Genomic DNA, 14,785 nt, shown 5'->3' with positions numbered 1-14,785 from the left:
CGCCTTTCAACCGCAACTCGAATTCATGCGCACGGTCGCCGCCGTAGACAATGTGGGTATGGCAATCGATCAGGCCGGGGGTAATCCATCGGCCGTCCAGCTTGATGGTTTTCGCCGCGTCCCAACCGGTCGGCAGTCCGGCTTCCGGACCGACGAAAGCAATGCGCCCATCCTTCGCTGCGATCGCGCCTGCGGTTTCGCCGAGACCTGCGGCCTGAGGGGCAAGGGTGGCAATGCGTGCATCACGCCAGACGGTATCGAAACGCATGGTCGCCTCTCTTGTCACTCCGGGGGCGTCCGCAAGGTGGACATTCCGGGACTCCAGCAACAGGTGCTGACAGCGTTTCTGGATCCCGGTTCCGACGCTGCGCGCCGTCCCGGAATGACTGCTATAGAGATATATCGGCGGCGATGGCCGCATGTCGAGCGAGGCGGGAATTGCGCGCATATCACTTTGGAACTGCCTTCTTGCCCTCCGGCTGGGCGAACGATGTCCTGATCGAGGTCGGCGATGACGGCATGATCGCCACGGTGTCACCAAACCGTCCCCAGGGCGCCGCTGAGCGCGTGGCGGGCATCGCGCTGCCAGGGATGCCGAACCTGCATTGTCACGCGTTTCAGAAGGGCATGGCCGGCCTCGCGGAGCGGCGGGGTCCTGTCGGCGACAGCTTCTGGACCTGGCGCGAGGTGATGTATCGCTTCCTGTCGGCTCTGACGCCTGACGATGTCGAGGCGATTGCCGCCTATGCCTATATTGAAATGCTGGAAGCCGGCTTCACCACGGTTGGCGAATTCCACTACCTGCATCACGATCCGGCCGGCCGACCCTATGCCGATATCGGCGAGATGGCTGCGCGCATCGCCGCTGCCAGCAGCGCGACCGGCATCGGCCTGACGCTGCTGCCGTCGCTTTATACTTACGGCGGTTTTGGCGGTGCCGCGCCCAATTCCGGACAGATCCGCTTCATCAATCCGACCGATCGCTTCGTGACCCTGATGGAGCGCTCGCGGGCTATCGTGGCGAAGCTGCCGGGAGCTGCGATCGGCATTGCGCCGCATTCGCTGCGTGCGGTGTCGACGGATCAATTGCGGGAAGCGGCTGCGATCTTTGCGGAGGGCCCGGTGCATATCCACGCCGCCGAGCAGACAAAGGAGGTGGACGATTGCGTTGCAAGCCTTGGCGCCCGCCCGGTGCAATGGCTGCTCGACGAGATGGGGCTCGATCGGCGCTGGTGCCTGATCCACGCGACGCACATGACCGAAGACGAAACGGCGCGGCTTGCAAGTTCCGGCGCGGTCGCGGGCCTGTGTCCGTTGACCGAAGGCAGCCTCGGTGACGGTATTTTCAACGGCGAGACCTATCTCGCGGCGCATGGTGCGTTCGGTATCGGAACGGACTCGAACATCCAGATCGACGCGCCTGCGGAATTGCGGCAGCTTGAATATTCGCAACGGCTGAAAGCGCGCGCCCGCAACGTCATGACGACGACGGAAGGCGAGTCGACCGGCCGCTCCCTCTACACGCGTGCGCTTGCCGGTGGCTCGCAGGCCTTGGGCCAATCCATCGGCGTGCTCGCTCCGGGCTATCGCGCCGACATTGCGGTGCTCGATGACAATCACCCCGATCTCGCTGGGGCGTCGGGGGACATGGTGCTCGACGTGATGGTGTTTTCCGCGGGCCGCGGGCTGATCCGCACCGTGATTGCGTCAGGGAAACCGGTCGTTCTCGACGGGCGTCATCACGCGCGGGAGGCCATCACGAAGAAATATCGTGATACCGTGTCGCGGCTGGCGAACGCCTGATGTCGCTGCGCCGAATTGCGTGTCCACGCCTTGGGCGTGTCCCCGGAATGACGACAGTGAGCGTTACTCCCGCCGGTAATTCTTCAGTCCCGGCCGGTACGACTTCTCCTCGAGGAACTGGTCCATGCCCTTCTTCCGCCCCTGTTCGGGGTCGGTCGAGTAGGTCGCCTGCGCCTTGGCGTAGAGATATTCTTCCGCTTCATCCCACGACATCGACTTGAGGCGGCGGGTGGCATCCTTCACCGCCCACAGCACGTGCGGATTCTTTTCCATCAGTTTGCGCGCCAGGGCTTCCGTCCGTTCGCGCAATTGCGCGCGCGGCACGCTCTCGTTGACAAGCCGCATCGCGCTGGCCTTCCGGCCGTCGAATGTCTCGCCGGTCATCGAATAATATATTGCGTCCGCCGGGCTCACCTTGTCGGCAAACGCTTTCGCGACATTGCCGGCAGGAATGATGCCCCAGTTGATTTCGGAGAGACCGAAGGTCGCTTCGTCGGCGCAGATGGCGAGGTCGCAGGAGCATAGAGGCGTGAACGCGCCGCCGAAACACCAGCCATTCACCATCGCGATCGTGGGCTTCGGGAATGTCTGCAGCCGCCGCCACTGCCACGCCATCGAATCGCGGCGCACCCGCATCACCTCGACCGGCGTCGCCTTGTCGACCTCCTTGAAATATTCCTTCAGGTCCATTCCGGAGGAGAACGACTCGCCGGCACCAGTGAGGATGAGAACCTTGCAGCGGTCGTCGACCTCGAGCGCGTCCAGAACCTGAAGCATCTCGCGGTTCAGAGTCGGGCTCAGCGCATTCTTCTTCTCGGGTCGATTCAGCGTGACCCAGGCGATGCCGTCATCGAAATCGATCTTGACGGTCTGCCAATTGTAGAGCCGCTCCGATGCGGAGGACGCGGGATTTGCCATCGTTTGGTACCTTCGGAGTCAATGGTTATTGTTTTTCGAGCCCGGCCTTTTCCGCGACGTCTTTCCAGAGCTTCACCTGAGCGCGAACCTTCTCGGTCACGTCCGCGGGGGTGCTCGATACCGGAACGCTGCCCAGGCCCTTCAGTTTTTCGGCGACGGCCGGGGCCGCGACGGCGCGACGAACCTCGGCATTCAGCTTGTCAACGACCGGCTTGGCAACGCCTTTGGTCGTGGCAATGCCCATCCAGGCCAGGACCTCAAAGCCTGGCGCTCCGCTCTCGGCGATCGTCGGTACGTTCGGCAAGGATGCCCAGCGTTGCTTGCCCGACACCGCGAGCGCGCGGAATTTTCCGGCTTCGATGTGGCTGAAGATTGCCGTGCCGGGCGCAATGATGAAGTCGACATTGCCCGACAGAAGCGCGGTCACAGCGCCAGCATCGCCCCGGAACGGGACATGCACGAACTTGCTCTTGAACGACGAGGCGAACAGTTCCGAACACATATGCTGTCCGGTGCCGACGCCGGCCGTGCCTACAGTGAGCGTGCCGGGCTTTTCGCGCATCTCCTTGACGAGATCGGCGATCGTCTTGAAGCGTGAATTTTCGCCGACCACAACGAAGAATGGAAATTCCGACACGGTCGACACGAAGGAAAAGTCCTCAACCGGATCGAAGGAGAGCGACTTGTTGAGCGCCGGCGAGATCACATGACCGGTTGTAAACAGCATGATCGAATAGCCATCGGGGTCCGCCTTGGCCACGACATCCGATGCGAGGTTGCCGCCGGCGCCGACCTTGGCTTCGTTGACGAAGCCAGCCTTGAAGGTCTTCGACATTTCGTCGGCCAGCACGCGCGAGATCGTGTCGGCATTGCCGCCCGGCGCGAAGCCCTGGAGAAAGCGGATCGGCCGTGTCGGATAATCCTGCGCCACGGCGGCGTCGAACGCAAAAATCGCCCCAATCAGGGCGACAGTAAGCCGTAACATTGAAGTCCCTCCCGATAACTCTTTTTGTTACCGGGAGGGTATCCGGTTTTATGCGGCGCTGACAATCGCGCGTGGCATGTTCGCGAGAAATCCGCGCGCAAGCGCAACATCGGCCTGCGACAATCCATGTCCTGCAGGCAGCACACGATGCTCGACCGCGGCTCCCGCATCGCGGAGCGATGCGGCGAGGCGTGCGGCATTGTCTTGCGGCACCATCGGGTCCATCGATCCCGACAGGATCAGCACTGGCTTGCCGGACAAATCCGCTGCGGGCGAATTTGCGAGCGGGACCATCGCGCGGATCAGCACGGCGCCGGCAAGCGTCTCCGGCCTCAGCAGCAGGGTCGCGGCCGCGATGTTGGCGCCATTCGAAAAGCCGAGCGCGATCGGAGCGGGAAGCCCGTAGGCCGCGCGCCCCTCACCGATGAAATCGGCGAGCTCGTTGGCGCGCCGTTTCACGTCGTCCTCATCGAACACGCCTTCGGCAAGCCGGCGGAAGAAGCGCGGCATGCCGCCTTCGAGCACCTTGCCGCGCGGCGAGAGCAGCGCCGCATCCGGCGCGACCATCCGGCCAAGTCCGATCAGATCGTTCTCGTCGCCGCCGGTGCCATGCAGCAGCAGAAGCGGCGGAGCGTTGCGATCGGCGACCGGTTCAAAGCGATGAACGAAAGACAATTCGGTTGCTGCGGTCATGGCGAAGTCCTGCAAGGTTGCTCCTCCCGCCTAATTGCGGGAGGAGTTCGCTGTTGTCAGACGAGTTCAGGAAGCACCTGCTCGATCTCGCTGCGCCGGGCCTCGTAGGCACCCGGCAGCTTCAACGCCTGACCGAGCGAAGCCACCGGCTCGTCAATGGCAAAGCCCGGGACGTCGGTTGCGATCTCGAACAGCACATGCCCGGGCTCGCGGAAGTAGATGGACCGGAAGTAGTTGCGGTCCCTCTGCTCGGTGGTCTGGATGCCGTGGTTCTCGATGAGTTTCTTCGCCATCGCGAATTCTTCGGCATCGTCGGCGGCACGGAACGCGATGTGGTGTACCGAGCCTCCGCCCATACGGCCGGGCAGGAACGAACCCGCTTCATGAATGTCGACGATCCCGCCGATCGCGGTATCGCCGGCCTTGAAGCGGACAATCTGCCCGTCGCGGCCGACTTCGCTGAAGCCGAGCACATCGGTCAGGATCGCACCTGTCGGGGCGGCTTCCTTGAGCAGCAGGTTCACGCTGTGAAATCCGCGAATGGCGAATTCCGCAGGCACGTCGCCGCTGTTCCAGGCCGGCTCACTCTCGATGCCGGGCACGCCGACCAAAGCGAGCCGCATCCCGTCCGGATCTCGGAACGACAGGATGGTCTCGCCGAAGCGGCGCACGATGGCGTCATGGGCCACGCCCTTCTCGATGAAGCGATGCGTCCAGTAGCCGATCGCGCCTTCCGGCACGCGGAAGACGGTCTCCTGCGTTTCGCCAACGCCCAGCCGTCCGGGCGCCACATGCTCCCACGGGAAGAACGTGAGGATGGTGCCGGGCGTGCCGGTCTCGTCGCCGAAATAGAAGTGATAGGTGCCGGGATCGTCGAAGTTGACGGTCTTCTTGACGAAGCGGAGCCCGAGCGTGCGCGTGTAGAAGTCGAGGTTGCGCTGCGCGGGACCGGCGATCGCGGTGACGTGGTGGATACCGTGCTTGTTGTTGGCGGCCATGGCCGAGCCCTCCGTTCCTCGGGCGCCCGAGACGGCGCCGTTTCGCCCCGGAAGATATTGACCGACATAGGCAAATAAATAGAAACTACAGAAATCTATTGTTTCTGAAAAATTTCCATGCTGCCGGATCTCGAAGGGCTCGCGATCTTCGCCAAAGTGGCCGAACTGCGCTCCTTTTCCGCAGCGTCGGCTGAGCTCGGCCTGTCGAAGCCCACCGTCTCCAAGACAGTGGGCCGGCTGGAGGCGCGGCTCGGGACACGGCTCTTCAACCGGACCTCCCGCCGGCTCGCCCTGACCGATGCGGGCCGCATGCTGCTCGAGCGCGCCTCCCGGATGCTGTCGGAGGCGGAGGCTGCGGAAAGCGAGGCACGGGCGCAATCGGCCGTCCCGCGCGGGCGGGTCCGGCTGGCCGTCCCGATGTCATTTGGTCTGCAGGAAGTCGCGCCTGCCCTGCCGGATTTCTTCGCCAGATATCCGGACATATCGGTTGATCTGCACCTGAGCGACGCGACCGTCGATCTGATCGGGGAGGGGTTCGACCTCGCGCTGCGGATCGCGGCTCTTGCCGACTCGTCGCTGCTTGCGCGCAGGCTGTGCGCCGTGCCGCGCGTCGTTGTTGCCGCCCCGTCCTATCTGACGGCTCACGGGACGCCGAAGCATCCGCGCGATCTCACCGCACATGCCTGCCTCGGTTATGCCTACCTGCCGGCCGCGGATGTCTGGCGCTTCACGAACCGCGCCGGTGAGGAGATCGCGGTTCGCACCTCAGGCCCGATGCGCGCGAACAATGCCGATGCGCTGATGCCGGCGCTGCTCGCCGGTTACGGGCTCGCCGTCCAGCCAACATTCCTCGTGCGGGATGCCTTGGCGCGAGGCAGGCTTGCCGCCGTGCTGACAGAATGGTCGCCCCCCGAAATCGCACTGCACCTCGTGATGCCGCCCGGCGGTCCGCGGCCGGCACGGGTCGAAGCGCTCGCAGAATTCCTGCGCGTGCGGTTCCGACGCGCAGGTTGAACGACCTCGGAAACAAACTCGCGCAGGGGTCGTAGTTAACCGTTTCCTAAAGGTTTTGACGCAAATTTTTGCACCGGAATTGAGCAATTTCCTTTCGTCTGAGCCTGCGCGGTTGTTCCGTTTCTCGTGGTCTACCCCGTCGGACTTCGTCGACTTGGCCTCAGAAAGAGGACAATGAGCAACGGACGCGTGCAATGACCCTCAGTGCTAATCAGCCGGAGACCGCGGCTGATATTCCACATGCCAACTGGCAGGCAGCGGCCAATCGCGCTGCATCGGCACCAAGCCAGATCATCTCCTTTGCCATCGACAACGACCAGTACGGCGTTGACATCATGGCCGTGCGTGAAATCAAGGGCTGGTCCGAGATCACCCATCTGCCGCGCCAGCCGGATTCGGTGCGCGGCGTGCTCAATCTGCGCGGCGCGATCGTTCCGATCATCGACCTGCGCTGCCGGTTTGGTCAGGGTCTGACCGACGCGTCGCCCATTCACGTCGTCATCATCGTGCAGGTCGGAACGCGACAGGTCGGACTTTTGGCAGACCGGGTGCTCGACATCGTGTCGTTCGACGCGAGCCAGGTTCAGCCGGTCCCGAAGATCGCACAGGCCTCGCGCATCGATTTTCTCTCGGGGCTGGTCACCGTTGAAAACGCGATGATCGCGCTGATCGACCTCCACAATCTCCTCTCCGTTCCGGTCAGTGAAGCCGAACGCACGCCCGCCAACTGAACAAGGTTTAGATGCTCAAGCTTCCCCAATTTTCGATATCGACGAAGCTGTATGGCGTGTTTGCCGCAATGACGCTGATCATTGTGGTGATTGCTGCGGTTTCATTGCTCAACAATCGGTCGTTCATCGAACGCGAGCGGGAGATCGAGACGGCCGCGCTTGGCGCGCGCAATGTCGAACGTGTCAACAGCCTGATCTATGCGGTCGTGATGGAATCGCGTGGCGTCTACATGTCTCCGGACATTGCGACAGCCAAGCGGTACGGTGCGGGGCTTCTGAAGTTCAACGACGAGATCGGTGCGATCGTCACGGAATGGCAGAGGCAAGTTGGTGCCGACGATCGTGAGATTTTCGACGCATTCGCCAAACGGATCGCGCAGTTTCAGGAGTTTCGTCGCGAGCTTGTGCGCCTGGCGGTCGACGTCAACCCGGCAGCCGGCCGCGAATGGGGCGATAACGATGCGAACCGCAATGTGCGGTCGGCCCTGAACAAGGACCTGGAAAACCTGGCGCAGATCTACGCGCAGCGTGCGGCGCGGGGCCACCAGATGATCGAAGCGGACATGTCTCGCATGACCGTCATCATCGCCGTGCTCGGTCTTCTGGGCATGATGATTGCCGGCTTCGGAATTCTGACGATCTGGCGTGGAGTGGTGCGACCGTTGAGCCGTCTCGTCAGCACGATGGGTGAACTCGCTCAGGGACAGATCGACATAACGGTGCCTGACGAGAGCCGGTCCGACGAGATCGGGAAGATGGCGCGCGCAGTGCTTGTGTTCCGCGATGCCGAACGCGAGAAGCGCCGCCTCGAAGGGCAGACAGAAGAGCAGCGCCGCCAGAGTGAGAGCGACCGCGAGCGCAATGCCCGTGAACAGGCCAGAGCCGCCGAAGAACAGTCCAGCGTAGTCCGCGCACTTGCCGACGGTCTCGGCAAGGTTGCCTCCGGCGACCTCACGGTGCGGCTGAACGAGGGCTTCACGGAGTCTTACCTGCAGCTTCGCGACGATTTCAACGCGACCGTGGCGCAATTGCAGGACACGATGCGAGCCATCGCAATCTCGACCCGCGACGTTGCAAGCACCGCCTCCGAGATCGCGATGTCCACGGCCGATCTCTCACAACGCACCGAGGAACAGGCGGCAAGTCTGGAGCAGACCTCCGCGTCGATGGAGCAGATCTCGACGACCGTCAGAAAGAATGCCGAGAGCGCCCAGCAGGCCAACCAGTATGCAATGGGAACGCAGGGCGTCGCCGACCGCGGCAGCGCCGTTGTGGCCCAGGCGGTCGATGCGATGGCGCGGATCGAGGAAAGCTCGAACCAGATTTCCGATATCATCGGCGTGATCGACGAGATCGCACGGCAGACCAATCTGCTTGCGCTCAATGCGGCGGTCGAAGCCGCCCGCGCGGGCGAGGCTGGCCGGGGCTTTGCCGTCGTCGCCGCCGAGGTCCGCAGCCTCGCGCAGCGATCCTCTCAGGCCGCCAAGGATATCAAGGACCTCATCAGCAACTCGTCCGGCCAGGTTCGTGAAGGCGTCGAACTGGTGAACAAGGCCGGCGCCGCGCTTGAAGAGATCGTCGCCTCGATCCGTCAGGTTGCCGAGATCGTCTCCGACATCGCGACCGCCAGCGGTGAGCAATCGACCGGGATCGGTCAGGTGAATATTGCGCTTTCGCAGATGGACGAAGCTACGCAGCAGAACTCTGCGCTCGTTGAGGAGAACGCTTCGGCAGCGAAGGCTCTGGAAGAGCAGTCCGCCGCGATGAGCGAGAGCGTCAGCAAGTTCCATGTCGGGGCCGAACTGGAGCCGGTCGCTGATCCATCACGCCGCATCGACCGCACCACACCATCGAAGCCGGCGCCGCGCCCGCGCCCGGCGGCGCGGATGACGCGCGGCAACACCGCGCTCGCGCAGGCCAGCGATCAGGACTGGGAAGAGTTCTGAGGACTGCGATGGCCCGTCAGGCTCACAAAGTCGCAGCCCCGGTCATTCCAGACCTAGCGGTTCCCGAGGCAGCGCGAGAATTTGCTTTCTCCGATGCGGATTTCCGCAACCTTGTGCAGCTCGCGCGGGAACACGCCGGCATTGCCCTGTCGGACAGCAAGCGCAATCTCGTCTACACGCGCGTGTCCCGAAGGTTGCGCGCGTTGGGGTTCACGGCGTTCAGGCAATATCGCGACTATCTGGCGAAGAACAGCGGCGAGCTGGAAAGCTTCATCAACGCGATCTCGACCAACCTGACCAAGTTCTTCCGGGAGTCGCATCACTTCGATCATTTCCGCAGCCACGTGGTTCAGCCATTTTTGAACGGCAGCCTGCGAAGCGACGGCCGGCTCCGGGTCTGGTCGGCCGGGTGTTCGACCGGCGAGGAGCCTTACACGATTGCCGCAGTGTTGCGGCACGAGATGCCAAGTACAAGCCGTCACGATATCCGTATCCTGGCGACCGACATCGATACCGATGTTCTCGCGAAAGGCGCCCGCGGCGTTTACCCGGTCTCAGGTTTCGATAACGTCCCGCGAATCTATCGCGACTATTTCGAGCCAACCGGCGAACGTGACGACAGCCTGATGGCGAAGGAGTCCATCCGCTCTCTCATCGCGTTCCGCAGACTCAATCTCATGGATCCGTGGCCGTTTCGCGGAAAGTTTGACGCGATCTTCTGTCGAAACGTGATGATCTACTTCGACAATCCGACCAAGACCGCGCTGATCGACCGCTTTATCCAGTCAATAAAGCCGGGCGGCTTTCTCTATATCGGCCACTCGGAATCGTTTCACGGAACGCATGCCGAACTCCAGCTTGTCGGCCGCACGACCTACCGGAGAAAAGCATGAGCCCGGCGACAGCGGTTCGGCCGGCCGATGCAGGCAAGCTTGAGTTCGGAGCGGCCGGCAGCCGTCGGTTCTACGACCCTTCCGCCGGCACCTGGATGGTGAAGGTATTTCCGGGAGACTTCTACGTCACCGACAAGGCCGACGAAACGCTGGTGACGGTGCTCGGTTCGTGCGTCGCAGCCTGTATTCGTGATCCGCGCCTCGGTATCGGCGGCATGAATCATTTCATGCTGCCGCAGGGACGCAGCGGGGGATGGGGCCGCGATTCGGAATCAACCCGCTTCGGCAATTTCGCGATGGAGAAGCTCATCAACGAATTGATGAAGATGGGCTGCGCGCGCGAGTCGCTCGAGATCAAGATTTTCGGCGGTGGCAATGTGACCGAGAGCAACATCGCTGTCGGAACCGACAATGCCCAGTTCGCGCTACGTTATCTCGAAGCGGAGCGGTTGCGTTGTGTCGCACAGGATCTCGGCGGGCGCTTTCCCCGCCGTATTCATTATTCGCCTGCGACGGGCCGTGTCGTCAGGCGGCTGCTTGGCCGCGATGCCTCGGGCGCAGTGGCGCGTGATGAATTTGAGCATGCGAAGCGCCTGTCGGCGCGCGCGCCGGCCGGCGAGATCGAGCTTTTTGACAATTAGGGGCGGGATGATGGGCAAACCGGTTCGAGTTCTGATTGTCGACGACTCCGCCTTGATCCGGCAGTTGCTGACAACGCTGCTGTCTGCCGATCCCGAGATCGAGGTCGTGGGTACGGCCGATGATCCGATCGCTGCGCGTGAGCGCATCAAGGCGCTTAACCCGGATGTTGTCACGCTCGACGTCGAGATGCCGCACATGGACGGCATCACCTTCCTGCGGAAGATCATGACGCTTCGTCCGATGCCGGTGATCATGATTTCAACCCTGACGCAAGCCGGCGCCGATATTACGCTCGAAGCGCTCGAGATCGGCGCAGTCGATTTTATCGCAAAGCCGTCGACCGATGCTGCGCATGCGCTGCCCGCGCTTGCAGGCGAACTCAGGGCCAAGGTGAAGGCCGCTGCCCGTACGCGCATCGCCGCGCGCGCCGCGATGATTCAGGCGCCGGCCCGGAAGGTCGCGCGGTCGGTTCGTGCCAACGGAAAGATCGTCGCGATCGGAGCATCGACCGGCGGCGTCGAGGCTCTGAAAGTCGTCCTGATGAATCTGCCGGCGGACTGCCCGCCGATTCTGATCACGCAGCATATGCCGCCGCGCTTCACCGCGGCGTTCGCGCAGCGCCTCAACCGGGAATGTCCGATGACGGTTTCCGAAGCTGCCGACGGCGATGTCATCGAGCAGGGGCACGTCTATATCGCGCCAGGTTCTCATCATTTGCAGATCGTGAAGTCCGGCGTTGGCTATCGGTGCGCGCTCGATGCCGGTGAAGCCGTGACCGGCCATCGTCCGTCGGTCGATGTGCTGTTCCGCTCGGTTGCGCGCGTCGTCGGGAAATCGGCGGTCGGTGTCATTCTGACCGGCATGGGCAAGGACGGTGCCGACGGGCTGGTCGAAATGCGCAAGGCCGGCGCGCTGACGATCGGACAGGATGAGGCGTCCGCGCTGATTTACGGGATGCCTCATGTCGCGTTCGAGCGGGGCGGCGTGATGCGCCAGTGCTCCCTGAATCAGGTCGCCGACGCGATTCTGGACGCGTGCGAGGGCAAGCTTGAACAGAACACCCTGCAGCGCATGGCGCATGCGATTTGAGAATTAACTCGGATGATGGCTTTGACGGTTAAAGATATTGGATTGAGGGGCCGACCATGAAACTACCGAAGGTGCTTGATCTCGCGGCCGCGATCGCCCTGCATGAAATGATCCTTCGTGAAGTCCATACCGCGGGCGGTGTGCGGCTGGATGCATCGGATGTCGAGGTGCTGACGCTGCCGTGCATTCAGATCCTCGTTGCGGCGAAGCGCGACGCGCATGTCTGGATCGATCAGCCGTCGGATGCCTTCATCTGCGCTTTCGCCGATCTCGGCCTCGACTGGGCTGACCGAATGAAGGAATTGCCGGCGCCGGTCGACCAGCCTTCCGCCGAACCCGCGATGCAGGACGCGAATGCTCCTGCAGGCAAAGGCGATGCTGCTCCGGACCTCATCGAGGAATCGGCCTCCGCCGTCAACAATATCCGCATTCTGACCATCGACGATTCAAAGACCATGCGCGACATGCTCATGCTGACGCTCGTCGATGCCGGCTTCGACGTGATCCAGGCCGTCGACGGCAAGGACGGGGTCGACATGCTCGAACGCGAGAATGTCGATGTCGTGATTACGGACATCAACATGCCGCGCATGGATGGCTACGAAGTCGTGCGCCAGTTGCGCGCGCGGCCTGAGCACAAGACGACCCCGATCCTCGTTCTCACCACCGAGAGCGAGGCGGAGAAGAAGAATATCGCGCGTGAAGCCGGTGCGACCGGTTGGCTGGTGAAGCCGTTCGATCCGGAGCGCCTGGTCGCGACGGTGCGCAAGGTGGCCTGCTAGGAAAGGACGAGGCCGATGGCGAGTTTCGAACAGCTCAAGCAGACCTTCTTCGACGAATGCGCCGAAGGGATGCAGCAGATCGAGCAGGGCCTCAGCGACATGCGCGAGGGCCTTGGTTCCGATGATACGATCAACGCCGTGTTCCGCGCGGTGCATTCGGTCAAGGGTGGCGCGGGCATTTTCGGCTTTGAAGCGCTGGTCGGCTTCGCCCATGTGTTCGAGACGACGCTGGACGCGGTCAGGCGTGGCGACCTTCCGGCGACGACCGATGTGGTCGATGTGTTGCTCGCGTCGAGCGACGTGCTGTCCGATCTCGTGCAGATTTCTCGCGCAGGCGATGCGATCCCGGCGGGCTTCGGCGACGAGACCCGCGTTGCGCTGGAGCGCCTGCTCGGCAACGAGTCCGGCGGTGAGGAAGAAGCGCCGGCCGATTTCGAAGGGCTCGACTTCGTTCCCGTCCGTGCTGATGGCGCAGAGCCCGACGACATGGCGGATTTTGACGGGATCGATTTCACCCCGGTCCGGGCGGACAGCTTCGTGACCGGACAGCGGTCATTCGAGATCGCCTTCACGCCCAATGCCGACATGTTGAGGAACGGCAGCGACCCGCTGCTTCTGATGCGGCAACTGCGTCAGCTCGGCGAACTCGAACTGACGGCGGATACAAGTCGCCTGCCGGATCTGCAGTCGCTGCGGCCCGAGATCGCCTATGTGAGCTGGACCGGGACGCTGCGGACCGAGGCGACGCGCGAACAGCTGCAGGACCTCTTCGACTTTGTCGGCGACTGCGAGATTGCCATCAACGAAATCGCGGGCGAGGCGGCAGTGCCCGATATTCCGGTCGCCGAGCTCCCGGTGATCGATGTGGCGCCGCCGGTTGCGCCGGCCGTGGCTCCTGCGCCGGTCCAGGAACCAAAGGCCGTCGAACCTGCACCGCAAAGCATAAATCCGATGCCAGCGGTACAGGCCGCGCCTGCACTTGCGCCTGCAAGCGCAACCGCTGCCGAGAAGCCTGCCGCCGCACGACCGCCCAAGCCGCAGGCGACCACCACCCGTATCGAACTCGAGAAGATCGATCGCGTGGTCAACATGGTCGGCGAGCTGGTCATCGCCCAGGCCATGCTCGGTCAGATCGTGCATGACCTTCCGGAAGGCGTCAGCGATCGGCTCTCGCAGATCCTCGACGAAGTCGTCCATCATACGCGTGAGCTGAAAGACGGTCTGATGTCGATGCGCGCACAGGCCGTCGGCACCGTGTTCCAGCGGATGCCGCGTCTCGTACGCGAAACTGCGGCGAAGGTCGGCAAGAAGATCCGGCTCGAGCTTGCAGGCGAAACGACCGAGGTCGATCGATCGATCATCGAACGGCTCACCGATCCGCTTACCCACATCATCCGCAATTCCGTCGACCACGGCATCGAGGCGCCGGATGTTCGCGTTGCGGCCGGCAAGAGCGAGGAGGGAACGATCCGCCTCTCCGCGGAACATCGCGGCGGCCGGATCGTGATCGAGGTCAGTGACGACGGCGGCGGCATCAACACCGAGAAGGTGCTGCAGAAGGCGCGTGAAAAGGGCCTCGTGAGCGCGGACGCCGTTCTCACCGAGGATGAGATCAACAACCTGATCATGATGCCCGGCTTCTCCACCGCCGACGTCATCTCCGACATTTCCGGCCGCGGCGTCGGCATGGACGTCGTGAAAACCAACATCCAGGAGATTGGCGGGCGGCTCTCGCTGCAATCCGTGCGCGGCAAGGGCACGACCATTCAGTTCGCGCTTCCGCTCACGCTCGCGGTCATGGACGGCATGGTGATCAAGGTCGGCCGCGAGACCTATGTCATGCCGATGTCGATGATCGTGGAATGTCTGCGGCCGCCGCGGTCCAGCATCAACAACCTCGTCGGCACGCGCGGCATGCTGCAATTGCGCGGCGATCTCGTGCCGCTGGTCTATCTCGGCGACCTTCTGCACATCGGATCGTCGGCCGATCTGTCGGGCGAGTGCGTGGTCATCATCACCGATGCCGGTGACGGTACGAGGCTCGGCCTCGTCGCTGACGAACTGTGCGGACACCAGCAGGTGGTCGTGAAGAGCATCGAGGAAAGCTACGGCCCGGTTCCGGGCGTCGCGGCTGCCACGATTCTCGGCAACGGTGCGGTTGCCCTGATTCTCGACGTTGAGAAACTGTCCGATCTCGCCGGCGAAACATCATCGTCGGTGATCGCACACAAAGCAGGTTCACTCGCGAAAGTAGCGTGACGGCAAGGGTTGAGGCCGGGCCGACTTCAGGT

13 protein-coding genes and 1 pseudogene are annotated in these 14,785 nt (G+C 63.0%); 9 read left to right on the top strand and 5 right to left on the bottom strand.

What is annotated here, in order from left to right; translation table 11 throughout:
- Positions 1-268 (bottom strand): annotated as a pseudogene (locus VNZ93_RS10350) (imidazolonepropionase); the annotation flags it as partial.
- 143 nt (positions 269-411) lie between these two features.
- On the opposite strand from VNZ93_RS10350, the gene VNZ93_RS10345 reads away from it, so the two are divergent.
- Complete coding sequence (locus tag VNZ93_RS10345; RefSeq protein ID WP_414710045.1) at positions 412-1,803, top strand: formimidoylglutamate deiminase; 1,392 nt, start codon at positions 412-414, stop codon at positions 1,801-1,803.
- 63 nt (positions 1,804-1,866) lie between these two features.
- On the opposite strand, the gene VNZ93_RS10340 is transcribed toward VNZ93_RS10345, so the two are convergent.
- The 4 genes from VNZ93_RS10340 to VNZ93_RS10325 are packed head-to-tail and all read right to left on the bottom strand — an operon-like array spanning position 1,867 to position 5,397.
- Entirely contained in the window at positions 1,867-2,721 is an 855-nt protein-coding gene (locus tag VNZ93_RS10340; protein ID WP_325703916.1) for a p-hydroxycinnamoyl CoA hydratase/lyase, read from the bottom strand.
- A 25-nt stretch (positions 2,722-2,746) separates the two neighbouring features.
- Entirely contained in the window at positions 2,747-3,706 is a 960-nt protein-coding gene (locus tag VNZ93_RS10335) for a Bug family tripartite tricarboxylate transporter substrate binding protein (RefSeq protein ID WP_325703912.1), read from the bottom strand.
- 48 nt (positions 3,707-3,754) lie between these two features.
- A complete protein-coding gene (locus tag VNZ93_RS10330) occupies positions 3,755-4,399 on the bottom strand; it encodes an alpha/beta hydrolase (RefSeq protein ID WP_325703907.1) in 645 nt (214 codons plus the stop codon).
- A gap of 56 nt (positions 4,400-4,455) precedes the next feature.
- Complete coding sequence (locus VNZ93_RS10325) at positions 4,456-5,397, bottom strand: ring-cleaving dioxygenase (protein ID WP_325703904.1); 942 nt, start codon at positions 5,395-5,397, stop codon at positions 4,456-4,458.
- A gap of 111 nt (positions 5,398-5,508) precedes the next feature.
- Here VNZ93_RS10325 and VNZ93_RS10320 point away from each other — a divergent pair, with 111 nt between their 5' ends.
- The 8 genes from VNZ93_RS10320 to VNZ93_RS10285 all read left to right on the top strand — a co-directional run bounded on the left by VNZ93_RS10320 (position 5,509) and on the right by VNZ93_RS10285 (position 14,753).
- On the top strand, positions 5,509-6,411 hold the full coding sequence (locus VNZ93_RS10320; RefSeq protein ID WP_325703924.1) for a LysR family transcriptional regulator: 903 nt from the start codon (positions 5,509-5,511) through the stop codon (positions 6,409-6,411).
- 194 nt (positions 6,412-6,605) lie between these two features.
- Positions 6,606-7,142 (top strand): chemotaxis protein CheW, encoded by a 537-nt coding sequence (locus VNZ93_RS10315; protein ID WP_325703901.1) that lies wholly within the window; start codon positions 6,606-6,608, stop codon positions 7,140-7,142.
- An 11-nt stretch (positions 7,143-7,153) separates the two neighbouring features.
- Positions 7,154-9,088, top strand: a complete 1,935-nt coding sequence (locus VNZ93_RS10310; protein WP_325703898.1) for a methyl-accepting chemotaxis protein — start codon at positions 7,154-7,156, stop codon at positions 9,086-9,088.
- Positions 9,089-9,096: 8 nt separating this feature from the next.
- Entirely contained in the window at positions 9,097-9,981 is an 885-nt protein-coding gene (locus VNZ93_RS10305) for a protein-glutamate O-methyltransferase CheR (protein ID WP_325703895.1), read from the top strand.
- A complete protein-coding gene (locus VNZ93_RS10300) occupies positions 9,978-10,622 on the top strand; it encodes a chemoreceptor glutamine deamidase CheD (RefSeq protein WP_325703892.1) in 645 nt (214 codons plus the stop codon). The genes VNZ93_RS10305 and VNZ93_RS10300 overlap by 4 nt, the downstream gene beginning before the upstream one ends.
- A gap of 10 nt (positions 10,623-10,632) precedes the next feature.
- Complete coding sequence (locus VNZ93_RS10295; protein WP_325703922.1) at positions 10,633-11,712, top strand: chemotaxis response regulator protein-glutamate methylesterase; 1,080 nt, start codon at positions 10,633-10,635, stop codon at positions 11,710-11,712.
- 422 nt (positions 11,713-12,134) lie between these two features.
- Entirely contained in the window at positions 12,135-12,494 is a 360-nt protein-coding gene (locus VNZ93_RS10290; protein WP_325703921.1) for a response regulator, read from the top strand.
- 15 nt (positions 12,495-12,509) lie between these two features.
- Entirely contained in the window at positions 12,510-14,753 is a 2,244-nt protein-coding gene (locus tag VNZ93_RS10285) for a chemotaxis protein CheA (RefSeq protein ID WP_325703889.1), read from the top strand.
- The last annotated feature ends 32 nt before the right edge of the window (positions 14,754-14,785 follow it).

The organism is Pseudorhodoplanes sp., assembly GCF_035565795.1.
GTDB lineage: Bacteria > Pseudomonadota > Alphaproteobacteria > Rhizobiales > Xanthobacteraceae > Pseudorhodoplanes.
Note: the sequence above shows the minus strand (reverse complement) of the source record. Positions and strands in the feature narration are given on the sequence as shown.